At 43.6% G+C, this 18,076-nt stretch carries 16 protein-coding genes and 1 pseudogene; 4 read left to right on the top strand and 13 right to left on the bottom strand.

Annotated features, from left to right (window positions below; translation table 11 throughout):
- Positions 1–271: 271 nt before the first annotated feature.
- Positions 272–1,619 (top strand): annotated as a pseudogene (locus B9N86_RS13600) (transposase).
- Positions 1,620–1,690: 71 nt separating this feature from the next.
- Here B9N86_RS13600 and B9N86_RS13595 read toward each other — a convergent pair.
- From B9N86_RS13595 to B9N86_RS13575, 5 genes are all read right to left on the bottom strand, one after another.
- Positions 1,691–2,128: a GNAT family N-acetyltransferase gene (locus B9N86_RS13595; RefSeq protein WP_208919753.1), complete on the bottom strand. Its 438-nt coding sequence runs from the start codon at positions 2,126–2,128 to the stop codon at positions 1,691–1,693.
- A 95-nt stretch (positions 2,129–2,223) separates the two neighbouring features.
- Positions 2,224–3,195, bottom strand: a complete 972-nt coding sequence (locus B9N86_RS13590; protein ID WP_208919752.1) for a proline dehydrogenase family protein — start codon at positions 3,193–3,195, stop codon at positions 2,224–2,226.
- Positions 3,196–3,273: 78 nt separating this feature from the next.
- The gene (locus B9N86_RS13585; protein ID WP_208919751.1) at positions 3,274–4,080 is read right to left on the bottom strand and encodes an AraC family transcriptional regulator; all 807 of its coding nucleotides are present in this window, start codon (positions 4,078–4,080) and stop codon (positions 3,274–3,276) included.
- A 120-nt stretch (positions 4,081–4,200) separates the two neighbouring features.
- Positions 4,201–5,022: an isocitrate lyase/PEP mutase family protein gene (locus B9N86_RS13580; RefSeq protein WP_208919750.1), complete on the bottom strand. Its 822-nt coding sequence runs from the start codon at positions 5,020–5,022 to the stop codon at positions 4,201–4,203.
- A gap of 98 nt (positions 5,023–5,120) precedes the next feature.
- Positions 5,121–5,570 carry a VOC family protein gene (locus B9N86_RS13575; RefSeq protein WP_208919749.1) on the bottom strand — a complete coding sequence of 150 codons (450 nt, stop codon included), beginning with the start codon at positions 5,568–5,570 and terminating at the stop codon, positions 5,121–5,123.
- Between the two features lie 124 nt (positions 5,571–5,694).
- Between B9N86_RS13575 and B9N86_RS13570 the strand changes: the two genes are divergently transcribed.
- Positions 5,695–6,633, top strand: coding sequence for a helix-turn-helix transcriptional regulator (locus B9N86_RS13570; protein WP_208919748.1), 939 nt, complete (start codon positions 5,695–5,697; stop codon positions 6,631–6,633).
- Between the two features lie 366 nt (positions 6,634–6,999).
- Here B9N86_RS13570 and B9N86_RS13565 read toward each other — a convergent pair whose 3' ends face one another.
- Positions 7,000–8,178 (bottom strand): sugar efflux transporter, encoded by a 1,179-nt coding sequence (locus B9N86_RS13565; RefSeq protein ID WP_244563076.1) that lies wholly within the window; start codon positions 8,176–8,178, stop codon positions 7,000–7,002.
- A 346-nt stretch (positions 8,179–8,524) separates the two neighbouring features.
- Between B9N86_RS13565 and B9N86_RS13560 the strand changes: the two genes are divergently transcribed.
- On the top strand, positions 8,525–9,424 hold the full coding sequence (locus B9N86_RS13560; RefSeq protein WP_208919747.1) for an AraC family transcriptional regulator: 900 nt from the start codon (positions 8,525–8,527) through the stop codon (positions 9,422–9,424).
- A 397-nt stretch (positions 9,425–9,821) separates the two neighbouring features.
- On the opposite strand, the gene B9N86_RS13555 is transcribed toward B9N86_RS13560, so the two are convergent.
- From B9N86_RS13555 to B9N86_RS13545, 3 genes are all read right to left on the bottom strand, one after another.
- Positions 9,822–10,616: an SDR family NAD(P)-dependent oxidoreductase gene (locus B9N86_RS13555; protein ID WP_208919746.1), complete on the bottom strand. Its 795-nt coding sequence runs from the start codon at positions 10,614–10,616 to the stop codon at positions 9,822–9,824.
- Positions 10,617–10,734: 118 nt separating this feature from the next.
- Positions 10,735–11,580 carry an aldo/keto reductase gene (locus tag B9N86_RS13550; protein WP_208919745.1) on the bottom strand — a complete coding sequence of 282 codons (846 nt, stop codon included), beginning with the start codon at positions 11,578–11,580 and terminating at the stop codon, positions 10,735–10,737.
- Positions 11,581–11,681: 101 nt separating this feature from the next.
- The gene (locus tag B9N86_RS13545) at positions 11,682–12,896 is read right to left on the bottom strand and encodes an MFS transporter (protein ID WP_208919744.1); all 1,215 of its coding nucleotides are present in this window, start codon (positions 12,894–12,896) and stop codon (positions 11,682–11,684) included.
- Between the two features lie 189 nt (positions 12,897–13,085).
- On the opposite strand from B9N86_RS13545, the gene B9N86_RS13540 reads away from it, so the two are divergent.
- Positions 13,086–13,484: a winged helix-turn-helix transcriptional regulator gene (locus B9N86_RS13540; protein WP_208919743.1), complete on the top strand. Its 399-nt coding sequence runs from the start codon at positions 13,086–13,088 to the stop codon at positions 13,482–13,484.
- Between the two features lie 440 nt (positions 13,485–13,924).
- On the opposite strand, the gene B9N86_RS13535 is transcribed toward B9N86_RS13540, so the two are convergent.
- The 4 genes from B9N86_RS13535 to B9N86_RS13520 all read right to left on the bottom strand — a co-directional run bounded on the left by B9N86_RS13535 (position 13,925) and on the right by B9N86_RS13520 (position 17,835).
- A complete protein-coding gene (locus tag B9N86_RS13535) occupies positions 13,925–14,335 on the bottom strand; it encodes a BlaI/MecI/CopY family transcriptional regulator (protein ID WP_208919742.1) in 411 nt (136 codons plus the stop codon).
- Positions 14,336–14,581: 246 nt separating this feature from the next.
- On the bottom strand, positions 14,582–16,459 hold the full coding sequence (locus B9N86_RS13530) for a M56 family metallopeptidase (protein WP_208919741.1): 1,878 nt from the start codon (positions 16,457–16,459) through the stop codon (positions 14,582–14,584).
- A complete protein-coding gene (locus B9N86_RS13525) occupies positions 16,459–16,869 on the bottom strand; it encodes a BlaI/MecI/CopY family transcriptional regulator (RefSeq protein ID WP_208919740.1) in 411 nt (136 codons plus the stop codon). The genes B9N86_RS13530 and B9N86_RS13525 overlap by 1 nt, the downstream gene beginning before the upstream one ends.
- 231 nt (positions 16,870–17,100) lie before the next feature.
- On the bottom strand, positions 17,101–17,835 hold the full coding sequence (locus B9N86_RS13520) for a hypothetical protein (protein ID WP_208919739.1): 735 nt from the start codon (positions 17,833–17,835) through the stop codon (positions 17,101–17,103).
- Positions 17,836–18,076: the final 241 nt, after the last annotated feature.

Raw genomic sequence — 18,076 nt, 5'->3', positions numbered from 1 at the left:
ATTTCCTACAATTTTCCTTCTATTATTACAACTATATTTATCGGGATAATAGACTAAAATCCGACGATTATCTTCTTTTCTAGCTAATAAACGAGTTTGTTTCTTGTCTAACTATGTAAATCGGGGCTTTACTGGACATATTCTGACAAAAAAAAGCCCAAGTAAGGAGAGCCTTGCAAAACGAATACAGTATCTGTAAAATGGAGCCCGGTACCTTGTCGGTACTGGGTTTGTTGTATAATGGAAGAAAAGTAAAAGTGAGATGAGCCTGTTGTTGCATGCCGGTAGACAATTAACTGCATCATTCCAAGCGGAATTATATAATCTTGTTCCTGAAGATCACTTGTTGCAAAAGATTCATCGCATTGTAGACTTCAGCTTCATTCATGAGTTGGTCGAAAACAGCTATTGCAAATAATACGGCAGACCGGCTAATGAGCCTGAGCTGCTTTTTCGTCTGCTCTTTTTGCAGATCCTTTACAATCTTTCGGATGAACGAGTTGTTCAGGAAGCGCGGGTGAATTTAGCGTACAAATGGTTTCTTGGCGTTAATCCAGAAGATTCCTTGCCAGATGCCTCGCAATTGTCGCGCTTTCGGAATCATCGTCTTGGTGCAAGTCATGTTGAAACAAGTGGTGAGTTCAATGTGTGGAGAAAGAACTCATTAAGAGTAAAACCATTATTCTGGATGCTACTCATACCCAAGCAAGTAGTCAAAAGCAGCGACCTTTGGACGTGTTACGGGATGCAGCTAAACGTCTTATGCGAACGGTTGTCAAACGACATCCGAAGCTGGAGAAGAGGCTACCTTCCATGCCTCGTGTAAAAAACGAACAAGAGGATGCAGAGAAGGTTATGCTTCATTACTTGGCTAAGTTAGGTGAATCCGTGGAGGAACTGCTGCCCGATCATGAAGGGGCCATTAGTGACAAGCTTCAAATTGCTAGACAAATCGTAGAAGATGAGCGGTTGAAGTCACGCCCGGCAGCAGCGATGATGGAAAACAACTGCCCTCCCTGTTGTCGAAAACTCAAGCAAATGGCATGACCGTAACGGAAATTATTGCAGATACCGCCTACTCTGGCAAAGATAATCTTGCAGAGATGAAAAAAGAAACAATTCAGCCTGTCGTTCCACTAAACCCTGTTGTCCATCATGGAGGAGAACGGCAAGAAGGATTTGAATACAACAAAGATGCGGATTTTGTGATATGCCCTGCCGGACAGCACAGCACTCGGAAAGCGATGCAAGGAAGTAAGCAAAGCGGAAACAGCCGCTCCCTTGTGTTTTATTTTGATGTTGAGAAGTGTAAGACCTGTCCGCTAAGCGAAGGGTGTTACAAACCAGGAGCAAAGAGCAAGACATACTCGATTCGTATCATTGCAGAGCATTTCAAGGAACAGATCGAGTTTGAGCTTAGTGATACGTCTAAAGAGCGGATTAAGCGGAGACCAATCATAGAACACAAGAACGCAGAGATGAAGAGGTTCCACGGGATGGCAATAGCCAAATACCGAGGTCTATTTCGCATGCAAATACAGGCGTACCTCACCGCGTTTGTTGTAAATGTGAAACGAATGGTGAAGCTAGCAGAGCAAAAGCAGCCCGCCCTCGGATGAGGAACGAGCTGCTTTTTTTAGTCTTCACGAGTACATTTCCAATTTGAAGCTCACTTTTACTCAAAAATTAGTTAAATTTTAATAATTGCTAACATATCTTCACCGTCTTCGTCCATACCGACTTCAACGAAACCAAAGCTGGCGTAAAAGTCTTTCGCTACAGGATTATTTGGGTTGTAACAGATCTCGATCTCTTCTAATCCATCTGTCCGCTTAATTTCATCAATGGCCAGCAGCAAAGCTTTGCGCCCGATACCTTTGTTTTGATAGTTCTGATCCACCATAAATCGCCAAATCGATATTCTTCGTTTTGTCTCAGGCACCCACATGAAAAATCCGACAGGCTTGCCTTCTAAACAAATTGCACGTGTTTGATATGAGGGGTTAAATTTTGACTCAACGAGTGACCACGTATTGTCTGCTACATATTCATGCTGGTTATCAGCTACAGTTAGGTCACAAACATCTTCATAGTTATTCTTATCTACATCAGTAAGGGTTAAATTCATTTAATGTAATATCCTTTTGAATTAGTTAGTAACTCACTTTCGCAGAACTGCATTTTCAATGCATGATTCTTGATAAGACCCAGCGGCTCAGACTCTTATTCATAATCCAGCACGGGATCAACCTTTCCGGCGTCCGTGATGTCGAGAATCGCTTGGAATAGATTAGACGGATATTCGGCGATCCGGTGGCATAGATACAAATACCATTCACGGCCATACGTTAAATAAATGCGAACAGGATACCCCGCCTTCTTCAATTGGCTGCTCAAATCAGGTCGAATCCCGTATAACAGCTCGAACTCAACGCCCGGCTCATGGATCCATCCCCGCTTGATGACCTCATCAACGATAGACTCATCATGGGTGGCGATCGATACACGATGGCCTATGCGGATGGCCTGCTCCACAAGCTGCACATATCGCTCATTTAGGGCGGATGAACGCGGTATCGCGAGCTGCTCCGGCTCTTGGTACGCCCCTTTCACGATGCGGATCCGTCCAAGGATGGGTTGTAAGCCGTTCAAGTCCTGAGCCGTCCGGTTCAATTGTGCCTGTAGCGTAATGCCGATGTTCGCATATGCGGCTGTCGCTCTTGCACAGATCGAAAGTATCGCGTCGGTCTTGGCTGATTCTTCCATGCTGACAAACAACTCGATACCGGCCTGCTGGGCTTGCGCGGCAAGTACTGTCAGCTGCTTATATGCCAGCTCGCCGTCTAGCGATAAGCCGATGTGGGAAAGGTCGAACGAAATACGAGCCGGTATTCCACGCTCTGCCAAAGCATGAATGAGCAGCGACAGCTCCAGTGCCGCCGCTTCGCAAGCTTGAATATCTGTCGTATTTTCGCCGATATATTCAAGCGAGATGGCGTACCCTTTATCAGCCAGCTGGCGTCCTGCCTCAAGACCATCCTGCCGTTCCTCCCCCGTCACATACTTTGCTGCCGCACGCTGAAGTAGCTGGTAGATAGCCGGCGTCTGCTCGACATAAGTCTTCAAATCAGCTCGGCGGGCTATGGATTTCATCGCCTCGGCAAATTTTTTTTCCAAATTAGTCGTTGTCACCATCAAGTGGTCCCTCCTCTTGTCTTTAAAATCCAATGTACAATAGGACAGGAGGAGTGGATTGTAAAAAATTGCGCCTATCTATACGGACATGGCATAAGTTTGAGGTGTTGCCCCGACGATTTTGGCAAAGGCTTTCGAAAAATGGCTCTGATCATAGAAGCCGGTGTCTACAGCAATTTCGGCAATGGGCCGCCGATTTTTCAATTCTTTCTTAGCATGATTGATACGCAGTAGATTTTGATACACATGAGGCGGTACATGTGTGCTTTTCTTGAACATGCGAATGAGATGATATCGGCTGATCCCGGCTTCCTGCTCAAGCGTGTCTAGTGTAATCCGATCGGTATAATGTGCATGGATATATTCCTTCAGCAGATTGACGTACTTCGGTTCCAGTATGCCATAAGGCTCATGTGTCAGATCGGACGCATGCTTGTTTACGAGCTTGTGCACCAGTTCGATTAACGCAGTTTCGATTTCGAGTGGTGAACCGCTCCGGGTCAGTGCCTCCATGATACGATTAAGCAGCTTGCTACAGGCTTCATTCTTCCCATTTTCGAGCAAGAAAGGAATATGAAGCTGGTTGATATCGGGCATTTCAAGATGAGCGAGCCATTCCGGTTTAATGAACAGCATTTTGTATTTCCATTGCGCATCTTCCGCAGGCTGACAAGCGTGGAACATGAGCGGTGGAAAGCTGATCATTCGTCCCGCCTCAACGCGCCACAAGATGCCATCACACCATGCCTGTGTTTCGCCTTCATCGATTAAACCGATGGAATACTCCTCGTGAAAATGCTTCTGATACGCCAGATCACTCTTATGGCATCGCTTCGCCTCCAGAAAAGGCAGCGCTTCGTCACGGTAAAAGGTCACATCAGCCATTTACTAGCCTCCAAATTAGATAAACTGGATCAGGCAGGCTAATGCCTGATGCGTACGTACAAGTTTAGCACAGAGTCCGACCGACAGGAGAGTTGATTGTCCAAAACCCTGTTAAGCCTGTCAGAGCTGTGATAAATCGTCATAAGAAAGAACTTTTGAGGTCATTTGCTCAAAGGTGCCCCTTTCCAACATTTCTTGGCCGATGCGGTGTAGCAGCGATACTGTCGCACGAAAAGGTCCTGAGCCGGTGCTGATTCGCTGGATCCCGAGTGCCTCAAGTTCATGTGCGGGAGGCAGCTCAGGCCCAGCCAATACATTTATCGGACCGCTTATTTCTTTACGGAGTGTCCGGATGTCGGAAATTTCCCTGATTCCGGGGACAAAAATACAATCTGCCCCTGCTTCCTGGTAGGCATGTGCCCGTTTTACCGTTTCTTCGAGCCTCCCGGAAGAAGTCACATGCTTGATCCAATATGGATCGGTCCGGGCATTGATAAAAATAGGAAAACCTATGCGATCCCCAAGCTGCCGGATGGCGGCTATTTTTTTTTGCTGAACCTGAATATCATACAACGGCGCTTGCGGGTCCATGGTGGCGTCTTCGAGGTTGATCCCCACCGCTCCTACCTTGATCACCTGTCTAACTGACTCCGCGACTTCCTCTGGGGTCTCCCCATAGCCGTCTTCTATATCCACGGTAACCGGAATGTTGACGGCCTGAACGATCTTACGGACTACAGCCAGCATCGTATCAAACGGCATGTTCCGGTCCGAATATCCGTGGGAGACGGCGATGCCTGCACTGGTCGTGCCTATCGCTTTGAAGCCACACTGCTCGAAAATTTTAGCACTCGCCGCATCCCATGCATTGGGCAAAATAAAGAAATTTGAGTGAAGCTCTTTAAAATCTGTAACCATTTGTATGGATCTTGTCTTTTCCATTTCTACGACCTCCCATCCAATTACTTCTTGTGACTCCCTGCATACATTATAAACCAGGTTTTATTCGATACCAATTGAAGTATGGAATGCACATTTTTTTATTGTAATCTATGGTCAAACATTAATTGTATTTGAATACCGAACGGGTCTTCTATAATACCGTATGCTTTGCTGAACACATTATTAGATAAAGGAACAATGATTTTCACTCTATCATCTGTAATTAAGCTATTATAAAAATGTTCAATTTCTTCTAAGTCAGCACTTTGAATACATAATGAAGTGTTATTCCCAACTGTATATTCTTCGCTGATATTCATTGTATATTCCGCTATCATTACTTTTGTTCTTCCGATTAATAAGACAGAGTGAGAAATATAATTCTTATTTTCATCAGTAAGCTGCAATGAGCTTTCACGTTTTTCCATGTCTTCATAGGTAACAAGTAACAATTCCTCTGCGTTAAAATGCTTTTTGTAAAAATGTATAGCTTCTTGTGCTTTTCCGTTCATGGATAAGAAAATAGCTACTTCTAGTGTTGCACTCATGGTATCAATCTCCTTTTATATAATGATTTTAGGTATGTATCTTATAAATTTGATATATGACCTTGAACTCATCATAATAGATAAAGGTATCAAAGTATGACACCTTTAATGAGGAGATTTAATTATGAATAAATCAGAAAGATTAAATGACATGATAAGATACTTAAATAGTCGAGAGTTCTTTAATTTACATGACCTAATGGATAAATACAATATTTCAAAAAGTACAGCTCTACGTGATATTAGTTCATTAGAACAATTAGGTATGCCTATTTTTGCGGAACATGGCAGACATGGACGATATGGCATCTTAAAAAATAGATTGTTATCCCCCATTATTTTTACGATAGATGAAGTGTATGCTCTGTACTTTGCGATGTTGACGTTAGAATCTTATCAATCAACACCATTTCATTTAAGTGTTAATAAACTAAATGAAAAGTTTGAAGACTGTCTTTCTAAAAAACAAATAGAACAGATTCACAAAATGAAAAAAGTCCTACAGTTTGAAATATATCAGCATAATAATGTTAGTCGTTTTTTAGATGGAATTCTAAAAAGCATTCTTAATGAGAGTAACTGTAAGATTCAATATGTTAAAAATAATCAGACAAAAAGTTACCATGTTCAATTTTTCAAAATTTCCGCTAAGTTTGGTCAATGGTATGCTACAGGAATAGAGTTAAATACGAATCAATATAGAGTTTTCAGATGCGATAGAATAACCTTTATAGAAGAAGAGGAAATCAAATCTCACTTTTCTATAGATGAACTCGTTAGTCGTTCATTAGAAATGTATCAATCTGAGAAGAGTATTGACTTTGAAGTAGAGATTTTAGAACAAGTAAAGGATCTTTTTTATAAAGAACATTATCCTTCTATGAAAATAGAAAATGGTAATAAAACAGTTATTAAGGGATTCTATAATCTAGGAGAAGAGGAGTTTATAGCTAACTATTTTATGAGATATGGTAATTATGTTATATCAGTGAAGCCTGATTCATTAAAACAAATTATCCAAGATAAAATAGAGAATCTCTTAAATCACTATCAAAAATTATAAATGAGCATGGCTCTGGTGCCCTAATGAGTCGTTAAGTATCCTGCCACTATCCTGCTTTACTGTTCCGACAGATCAGCTTGCTGATGCTGCCGTCAAATATTTGCAGACCTATCGTCGGATTCGCTGGTCGGTTTGCACTTGGTTTGATTGAGTAATTCGGATATCCTTAAACAAATAAAACCGCGCATCTACGCGGTCCCTATGTGTATATGTTGTTGTCCACTCTCAATATAAGCTGCATATTAAACTGCACTAAGATCTATCCGTTCCTCATTTACGGAAACAGCCTCATGCAGTACAAAGTCTGGAAGAAAATCCATCCTAGTTAAATTTGCAGTAGCTTGAAATGGTCGTGTGGATTACATACTACACGGACCCAGTGTGCCCTGTTGCTGCTTCGCTTTCCCTATGAGGTTTTGTTCTCCATAAGATAAACAACGAGAAAATCACAATGGCGAGACAGGCCCAATAAACATGACGAAATCCTACAAACTGGGCAATGATACCGCCACCCATATTTCCGACTAGTCTTCCAATGATGGACCCATTGTAATAGATCGTGGTGGATAGCCCTGGTGAATCAGGTAATAAATCCGTGAAATAACTTAGTCCATTACCCATGACAATAGCTACATACGTTGCCTGCAGAAGCTGCGCAGCGATAAGTTGCCAGGAATCGGTCGATATACTTAAGATGCTGTAATAGATAAGAGCCACAAAACATCCAATGATCATTAATGAATGGTTTGATATTTTTCTGCCCAGTGCACCTAATGTAAGCATTATGGGAATTTCCAAGCCAGCAGAAATACTAACGACTAAACCGACATCCATATGTGTACCTTGGAGTTCATTTATTATAAACAACGGCGTGTTGATTCCATTAATAGCATTGACCGCAAATAGTAAGGTAAAGGCGATAAGCGGCTGCATGATTTGCCTGTTTTTAAGCGATGAGGTGGCCTTGCTTTTTCTCTTTTTGTCATTGCCTTGAACAGTTTTTCGTTTTTGCAGAAACAAGAATATAAGTGAAGCAATTGTAAGATAGATGGCGGATGTCCCTAGAAAAAGCCCCCTGTATCCAAGTAATCCCAAAATGAGTGTACCGACTAACGGTCCTATCAGGAATCCCAGTGATACCAGAGAACGTAATGTTGACATCGCAAAAGTCCTATCACTCGTTTGGCTTTCAATTGCCGACTCCTGTGCGTAGGCGTAGATTTGCGGCATGGCAGAAGCCCCGTATCCATTAAAAATAGTGATGACAATCAACAGAATAATGAAGTTATCAAAAACTAAATATGAAGCATACCCTAGAGCAGATGAAAGCATTGCTAAAATAATCAACCATTTTCGATCCAATCCGCTATCCGATCGCTTAACAATTAGCGAGTTGACCACTACTCCGCTTAATGAACTTACTGCGATGAACACCCCAAAGGCTCCCGCACTCATTCCCAAATCTTCAGTGGCATACAAGGATAGATATGGCTGCGTAATAGAAATTCCCACACCAACCAGCAGTACAAATGACGAATAAACCATAACCTTTTATCGCAAACAGGTTTTTTATTCGATTATACATAATTATTTCCTCCTCAGCGCTCGCAATGGTCGCGCTTAACGACAGGTCATTATGATTTATTCAAGATTTATAAAAACAGCCAGATAAAAGAACCGAAAACGAATTTGCATCATAATTCCACCTCACTTCAAAGTGTGAAACCCTGATACCATTTACGTCAACGTGTTCTCTAATTATGCAACAAATGAAAAAGCAACCGATACCCAATTTGTCGCAAATGATTGCCTAATCCTCTCACAGCCATCTACACGCAGATGAATAAACATTATAATGGTACTATCAAGTTAAAAGGGTAAGGAGGATCTTATGTCTGAACCAATGTATAAACAGCAAGAAGAGCTTGCTAAACTCATAGAGTGTTATTCAAGTCAGGAAGGTGTTAACGCAACTGCGATTCCATCTTTATTTTTTATTCGCCGCTCTAATATTACCGGTCCAAAGCACAGTGTCTACAAGCCTTCTATATGCATCATCGTTCAAGGTGCGAAGGAGGTATGGCTGTCACAGGAGCGGTTTAGGTACAGTCCAGCCGATTACCTTGTTGCATCGGTTGATCTGCCGGTTACGGCGCAAATTGTGGAAGCTTCTTCAGAGGTTCCGTATTTGGCTCTCAATCTTGTATTTACACCGAGTCAAATCTTAGAAGTTCTACGTGATTCTGAAATTCGAGTTGGAAAGAAAGAGAATGCTAATCGAGCCATGTTTGTCAGCCCGACAGAGTTATCAATGCTAGATGCTGTAATCAGATTAGCTCGTTTGTTAGACAATCCGAAGGATATTCCGTTACTTGCTCCTCTTTTTACGAAGGAAATTCTCTATAGGGTTCTGCAAGGGCGGCATGGGAATGTGCTGGTACAGATTGCATTAGAAGGAAGCTCTACCAATCGTATTAGAGACGTAATCGACCAAATTACGAATAACTATGACAGGTCTTTTCGGATTGAAAAGCTTGCAGAAATAGCAAATATGAGTGCTGCCTCACTTCACAGGCACTTTAAAGAGGTAACCGCTATGAGCCCGATTCAGTTCCAAAAACAACTGAGACTCCAGGAAGCCCGGCGCCTGTTATTGTCGGAGTCAACAGATGCTGCTGATGTCGCTTTCCAGGTAGGTTATGAAAGTCCATCGCAATTCAGTCGCGAATATTCCCGTATGTTTGGTTTTCCACCAAGAGAAGATGTAAAGCGCCTGAGGGGGGAACTATGACCAGAAGAACAACGTATGACTCCTACTTAAGTAGGGTCCAAACCGTGCAAAGGATAGTTACCAGTTTTACTAGGGATAAAAAGTGAGCTTATTGTTAGAGAGGAATTTTATACTTACGGGTACGCGGCAAAGGATATATGTTCTTGTCTTTGGATTTGGACAAGAACATATATCCTTAAAAGAAAAACCACGTATTTACGTGGTCCCAATGAAAATATGTTGTTGTCCTCTGACAAACGGACAGCCTATCCAGACTTCCTTCTCCCCTCAATGTTTCCTGGCATCATTTGATTTCTCCGTTGTCTTTTATCCATTTTCATTCGCTACACAGGCTTCAAACGCAAATCTTTCAGGCAGAAATACCGCTCATAAATAATTATTCAAGCTGCTTTTTCCCTTAGAACACGCTTCGTACCAAGCCCCCATCAATGCGGAGTGCTGAACCGTTAATGGCCGAGGACTTGGGGCTGCTCAGATACGTAACAAAATCCGCAATCTCCTCCGGTCGAATCAGTCTCTGAATAATAGACGTCGGCCGGTTTTCCTTCATAAACCGCTGCTCGGCTTCTTCGATGGTAAGCTTCTCATCCGGGTACAAGGTATTCAGCATCGTCTCAACGCCTTCGGTAAGGGTTGATCCAGGCATGACGGTATTCACCGTTACGCGTGTGCCTGTTGTCAGCTCAGCCAAGCTCCGGGAAAGAGACAGCTGCATCGTCTTGGTTGCACTGTAATGTGCCATCTCCTGCGAAGGCATAATGGCTGCTTCACTCGCGATAAAGATGATTCTGCCTTCATTGCGATTGATCATGTTTTTCAGATAGTGCCGTGTTAACCGAACACCGCTCATAATATTCGTCTCAAAAAACTTGAACCAATCTGCATCCGATATATCGAAGAATTCAGCAGGCTCAAAGATCCCTAAATTGTTAACCAAAATATCAACAACCGGAGCAGCTTCCCTGACCTGATGGCAACCCTCCTCCGTGCCAAGATCTGCTACGACAAAACGCAACTCGGCATCTGGATGCTTCGAGTGAATGTCATGTATTGTTTGTTTCACTTTATCCTCGTGTCTTCCATTAATAATAACCGATGCTCCCTCGGCGGCAAGAGACATCGCTATCGCTTTGCCGATGCCGGACGTTGAACCTGTTACCAATGCGACTTTGCCCTGTAAATCTAGATTCATGATTCTCTCTCCTTCTATCTATGTAGGAATGAGCTCTCCTTGTTCCGGTAGTGCTACTGGAAGTAAGGAGAGCCATAATATTCATTACATTTATATTGTTGCCGTAAACGCGGATTTCTTAGAAATCAAAATTGTCCGGATCTGGACCCACTCTGTGATCCTGATTCAAGCTGTTGATGCGCTGCATATCTTCACCAGACAATTCAAAATCAAAGATAGCTGCATTCTCCATAATTCGGTGTTCCTTGGTTGATTTTGGAATCGTCACTACGCCGTTCTGTAAATCCCAGCGCAGAATTATCTGGGCAATGGATTTATGATGTTTCTCCGCAATGTTCCGAAGCTCCTCTTGATCGAGCAGTTGACCCTGCATTAAGGGTGACCAGGCTTCAAGCTGAATTCCGTTCGACTGGCAGAACGACTGCAGTTCTGTTTGCGTTAGTCGCGGGTGATATTCAACCTGATTCACCATCGGCTTGATTTCGGTTTCCTTCATTAACTGTTCAAGGTGATGGATCTGGAAATTACTCACGCCAATGGCTTTTACGCGTCCTTGCTTGTAAAGCGTCTCTAACGCTTTCCATGCTTCGATATATTTCCCTTCAACCGGCCAGTGTATGAGGTACAAATCCAAATATTCCAGACCAAGCTTCTGGAGACTTTCTTCGTAAGCCTTCAATGTCAATTCATAACCCAGATCAGCGTTCCACACTTTAGATGTAACAAACAGATCTTCTCTATTTAAACCTGCAGTTGCCAAGCCCTCGCGGATTCCTTGCCCGACACCTTCTTCATTACCGTATATTGCGGCTGTGTCCACGCTCCGATACCCATGCTGGATTGCCGTACGTACGGCATTTACCAATTCCGGTCCTTCTTCTACTTTGAATACGCCAAGTCCGAACCAAGGCATATTGACTCCATTATATAAAGTGGTTGTATCTTGTAAGTGTTTTGCTGTCATGTTGATAAACCTCCGATAATTTTTTGTAAAAATGTTAATTCCCTAACAATAGCCCCGACCGAACGCTTAAGACACCACCTCCCTTCATATAAAATAACGTTTTAAGCTGCTTGCTCCTGCTGTTTCTGCTGCTCCTGCTGATCCTTTCGTTCCAGCTTCAAGCTCCAACCCGTGAGCACGACAGCACCTAGTACCATCAATGCTCCGATCCATGCCGTATGAATCATGCCCATCGAATTCGTGATCAAGCCGCCAAGGAAAGCACCGATGGCAATACCGGCATTGAACGCGGCAATATTGATCGCTGAAGCAATATCCACGGCGCTCGGGACAAACCGCTCAGCCAGCATAACGACATATACCTGCAATCCCGGCACATTCATGAAAGCGAGAAAACCCATTAGGATTATCGTGATTAAACCGGCCACTTTAAATGGTGCCGTAAACGTAAGAATGAACAGCACCAGCGCTTGGGCAATAAACATATAGAGCAGAGCTTTGAGCGGATTCCGGTTGGCTGCCTTCCCGCCGATAACATTACCGACAGCGATGGCAATCCCATACACAAGCAGAATAACGGCCACCGTGGTTTCCTTAAAGCCGGTTATATCTTGTAGCAATGGAGATAAATAAGTGAAGACAACAAAGGTCCCTCCATAACCTAATGCGGTGATCAGGAACATAAGCAGCAGTCTGCCATTCGTCACCAACTTGACCTGATCTCGGAATGAAGTGCGCTCCCCTTTGGGCAATTCCGAAGGCACAAGTATACAGTTCGCGATAAATGCAACAATACCGACCACAATTATGGCGACAAATGCTAGTCTCCATCCCCACTGCTGACCGATAAATGTTCCAAGCGGCACACCCGTAACCGTAGCTACCGTAAGGCCCGTGAACATAAAGGAGATAGCAGATGCTCTCCGGTTCTCTGGTACTACGCTTGCTGCAATGATCGAACCGATCGACATAAATACGCCATGGGAGAAGGCGGAGAGTACGCGTGCAGCAAGCAGAATGCCAATGGATGATGCACTGGCTGCCACGCTGTTTCCTATGATAAAAATGATCATAATCCACAGCAGCAATGATTTTCTGGACATCCTTGAAGTTAAAGATGTTAATATCGGTGCACCGAAGGTAACGCCGAGTGCATACATCGAAACGGTTAATCCTGCAGTGGTCACTGAAATATTCATATCTTCCGCAATCAGCGGAAGTAACCCCACGCTTATAAACTCTGTAGTACCAATAGCAAAGGCACTAACGGCAAGCGCCAGCAGCGCAAGCATGCTACTTTTTTTATCTAAAACCATGATGGATAATTTCCTCCTGTCCAATGTCTTGCTTGTATAATGTAAAAATATTGAGTATGGTGTAATCCAGCTGGCAAATGCTATTATGATCTATATCATTTATTGTGTGAAGAACGTACTTTTTTGTAATGTAGGCACCTGTCAGTACCCTAGGTACTTTTTAGTGCCCATAAGAATGGGAGGATGTTTATGCAGGCGAAGAAATACAACATAGCAGTAGAAGCGACATTGGAAGTCATCGGAGGCAAGTGGAAATGTGTGATCCTGTGTCACCTGACCCATGGTCGTAAACGAACAAGCGAGTTGAAGCGTCTCATGCCTCATATCACGCAAAAAATGCTGACTCAGCAGCTGCGGGAGCTGGAGGAAGATGGTGTGATCAACCGCATTATCCATAACCAGGTACCGCCAAAAGTGGAATATGAGCTGAGCGATTACGGCATGAGTTTGAGCGGAATTCTGGATTTGCTCTGTGCATGGGGTGAAAAACATATTACAAAAGTATACGGTGACAAATTCAGCGTGCTTGAGGATAATGTGCTTAACGATAAACTTAAGGTTGCGGATGAGCCATCAGACGTACGCTAAACCGTACAAGTGAATAACGGCGTTAGCCGTTTTTTTTGTTGCGTTATCAGTAAGTGTAGCTTGGATGATGCATGCATTCCGCAACATTTGAAAAAGGGCTAAGTCAAATATTTGACTTAGCCCTTTTTCATGTTACGATCGCTTTCACGCGTTTCCCAAAGTAGCAATTGATAAGAAATTTAAATACATAGTGAATGCTTTACTGATCCAAATCCCCAAGATATATGTCTCACTACTGTAAATGAGATCTTCAAGCTAATTCCAGTTGGAAGGTGAAACAATCTATGTCTCAAGTGATTGCTGAAAGCTCGATGTCATTGGATGGCTTCGCAGCAGAAATTGCAGGCTAAGGACAAGCACGATCAGGATGCCGGCCATGAACGATGCGCGAATCACCCAGTCAAAAACTGACCATAAACATGCATGCTATGATGGAGTCATCAGGTATCTCTTTTTTCTGGTTCTCCGTCGCTCCGCTTCTCGTCAAATAAAGCCTTCAGATCCTCGATTTCCTGCGCATTCAGCTTTTTATCCTGCAAAAAATTAGCCAGCATCGGCTTTAATGCTCCGCCGTACAGTTTTTTTATGAAGGATTTGGTTTCGGACCGCAGATACTCCTGCTCGCTGATGATAGGATAAAATAGTTGGATGCGCTTCGAACCCTTTTCCAGCTTCGCACCCGCCGCTTCCTTCTGCACCAGACGACTGAGGAGCGTCCGGGTCGTATTCGGGCTCCACCCCATCAGATCCGTCATTTGTTTTACGACCTCACTGGAAGGGCAATTCGGATTGGCCCATAAGACGCGCATGATTTCCAGTTCTGCATCCGTAATGGGTGGTATTTGATTCATGCATGAAACCTCCAAAGGCAATTTACTCAGACTACGTATGTAGTTATATCCATGCTATAATTGTAGTTTGGTAATGTCAACATGTTTTATGCTGAATATTTTGGCAGTTAAAATTTTTTCATTTTTGTTACATGCAAAATTAACCGCAGCGCTTTCGGAGAAATCATGATCAACAAAAGAACCCATGCAATCCTATTTCCAGGAGTGCATGGGTTAACCCGCGCAAGACCAAGCTTGCTCAAAATATTATTTCTGCACCGCTTCTTTCAGAATTTCGACCTTCTGTTCCTTGGACATATCCCATGTGGTTGAAATGCTGTATTCAAAGCCGCCTTCATGCCAAAAAACGTATTTTGGATAGATATGCGCCGGTAAGTCATCCTCAAAGAAACCTTTCTTCTTACTTTCTTCTGAGTCCAACATATATTTAGAAATGGCCAGCGTGTCTTTCCCGTTCGTATATTCAAGACGGATGGTTGCCGCCTCTTTCCAGTCTATCTTTTTCGCGTAGATGGGTTTTCCACTCTTCTTACCTTCGGCCCTTACTTCATCAAGGAACTTTCCTTCGGTTGGACCTTCAATTCTCGCTTTGGAAAACTTATATACCTCCGGCAGGTTGGCGGGCTGCTTCAGGATGGAACCTTCCAAGGTGGAAGCTCTTTTCAAGTAGTCCTCGTAAGTAGAGAATTTTTCTATCCCTCCCCAATAACTTAGGTCGAGTCCGCTGTTAAGATCCTTATATTTATGATACAGAACGTACATATCACCTGTCTCTTTACTTAGTTTCTTCACTCTATTGGTCTCATCTTCGATATACTTCTTTTCCTCTGGAGTTAGAGCCTTGGCTGCTGCTTCTGCTTTTTTTCGGGCCTTTTCCAGTTCTTTCTTGTAGAGCTCGCGGTCTATATCGCCCTCGGGATAGATAATATCCGGCTCATTATTCACAGCAGCTTTTGAATCCTGTTCCAATTGCACTGAAGCTTTTTGTGGTACGCTCCCTGCATCGCTTTCCTTTGCATTAACCAACGTCACGCTGCCAAGCGCGAGAATCATCCCCATCCCCAGAATGGACAGGCGGTAGGATTTTTTGTGAAAATGTTTAATCATCTTAAGTCTCCTTTTCATTTGTTTATGCGTGGCTGACAGGCCGGCAAGCCCCGGCTGGTGTTGGTTTCCTGAAAAATGCTCCAACACATGGATGATCGTTTGTCCGTATGCATTGTTTTGCTGCGGGCTCATCCGATCCAAGACGCATGCATCGCAGGCCATCTCCTGGTCTTGTCTTGCTTTATGTACGGCAAGCCATAAGAACGGATTAAACCAATGGATGATCAGGATGATATGCATCAACCAGTTCACTGCCACATCCCGCCGCTGAATATGTGCGAACTCATGCGCCAGAATATATTGGAGTTGATCCTTTTGCAGCGTGATGAGCAGACTTGGCGAAATGACGATCGCCGGCTTATTAAAACCGACCACGGCAGGTCCCGGAATTCGCTCGCTGGCCATAAACTGCACTTTTCGCTTCACGCCTAATTGCTGTTTCGTCTCGCGAAACACTGCCGATAAAAAAGGCGTATCCATATTTCGGCCCGCGCGCAAGGCTTGTTTCAATCGAATCTGATCGTATACCGTTCTCGCGGCAAGAAACAGCACGCCCGCAAGCCAAACCGACATCAGCATATTGGTGAAGCCTATTTGCTTGAACCCGCTCCACCAAAAGCTGCTCTCCTGCACGGGTCCCAATTCAATGGATGGAGCAGGTACTTCCGAAGTTCCGCTTGCTTCCGGGTTTAATGAGCGCTCAACATGAACCACCGCCTCGCTTATTCTCCCCGCTTCCTTCCAAACCGGTGAAACTTGAGTTTGTTGATGAATACCAGGCGCTATGGCCTCCAGAGACAAAACATTGTATAGGCTAAACGAAGATTCCGGGGCCCAAGGGAGCAGCAAACGAATGCCCACAGGAAGCCAAAGCCAATATTTCCATCTGGCTTCAATCTTGTTTCTTAGTAGAAATTGCAGGATCAGGACAAGTACGATCAGGATGAAGGCCATGAACGATCCGCGAATCACCCAGCCGAAAAACGACAATAAATTTTCATGCAATGTAGGACTCATCAGGGCTCTCTCTTTGCTGCTTCCCCGTCGCTGCGGTTTTCGTCAAACAAAGCCTTTAGATCCTCGATTTCCTGCGCATTCAGTTTTTTATCCTGCAAAAAGTTGGCCAGCATCGGCTTTAAAGCTCCCCCATAAAGTTTTTTCATGAAGGATTTGGTTTCGGACTGCAGATACTCCTGCTCGCTGATGATAGGATAAAATAGTTGGGTGCGCTTCGAACCCTTTTCCAGTTTCGCACCCGCTGCTTCCTTCTGCACCAGACGACTAAGGAGCGTCCGGGTCGTATTGGGGCTCCACCCCATTCGATCCGTCATTTGCTTTACGACCTCGCTGGAAGGGCAGTCCGGCTTTGCCCACAATACGCGCATAATTTCCAGCTCTGCATCCGTAATCGGTGGTATTTGATTCATGCATGAAACCTCCAAAGTCAATTCAATCAGACTACATATGTAGTTATGTTAATGCTACGATTGTAGTTTGATAATGTCAACATGTTTTGTGAAGAAAATTTTCTCGGTTTAGTTACATGCAGTATATTTGCACCGCTTGTGGGAATGTTGATCTGCAAAAGAACTCATGCAATCCTATTTCTAGAGCTGTATGGGCCTGTCCGCAAGACCTGTAGTAGCTGGCGCAAAATGTTATTTTTTCACCGCTGCTTTCAGAATTTCGATCTTCTGTTTCCTGGACATATCCAATGAGGTTATTGAAATACTGTATTCGAATTTGCCGCCATCATTCCAAAAAACGTATTTTGGAAAGATATGAGCCGGCAGTTCATCGTCAAAGAAACCTTTCTTCTTGCCTCCCTTTGAGTCTACCGTATACTTAGAAAAGCCCAGCGTGTCTTTTCCGTTCGTATATTTAAGACGGATGGTTGCCGCCTCTTTCCAATCTATCTTTTTCATGTAGATGGGCTTTCCGCTCTTCTTACCTTCGGCCCTTACTTCATCAACGAACTTTCCTTCGATCGGACCTTCAATGACCGCTGTTAAAAACTTATATCCCTTTGGCAGGTTGGCAGGCTGCTGCAGAATGGAGCCCTTCAGAGTTGAAGCTTTTTTCAAGTAGTCCTCGTATGTAGTGAATTCATGTGTCACTCCCCAATAGCTAATATCAAATCCGCTATTTAACTTTGGGTATTTATGATACAAAACATACATATCACCCGACTCTTTGGTCAGCTCCTTCACTCTCTGGATCTCATTTTCGATAAACTTTTTTTCCTCTGCAGATATAGACTTGGCTGCTTTTTTAACAGCGGTTTTTTGTGCCGCCGACTGGGAGGGTGCCGCCTCCGCTGCGAGGTTTACGGAAGAACCCAGTAATAAAATACTGCTAAGTGTTGCGATTGCTACTTTTGTTGCTGTTTTCATTGTGTAATACTCCTCTCCTATGATTTTCGGTTATTAAAACTACGGATGTAGTTAAGACTCAATACTACAGCTGTAGTTCTACAATGTCAACATGGTTTGTGAAGAATATTTTTTTCTCGCTATTGTTACATGCAAAAAAGACCCTGTTGCCAACATATCATGGCGAAAAAAGAGCCCACCGTTGTTCAATAGATTAAAAAGAGATTTAGTTACCAGTTCTATTTATAACAACTTCAGGAAT

This window comes from Paenibacillus uliginis N3/975 (genome assembly GCF_900177425.1).
Classification (GTDB): domain Bacteria; phylum Bacillota; class Bacilli; order Paenibacillales; family Paenibacillaceae; genus Paenibacillus_AQ; species Paenibacillus_AQ uliginis.
The sequence above is the reverse complement of the archived record's forward strand: the minus strand, read 5'-3'. Positions and strand labels throughout refer to the sequence as shown.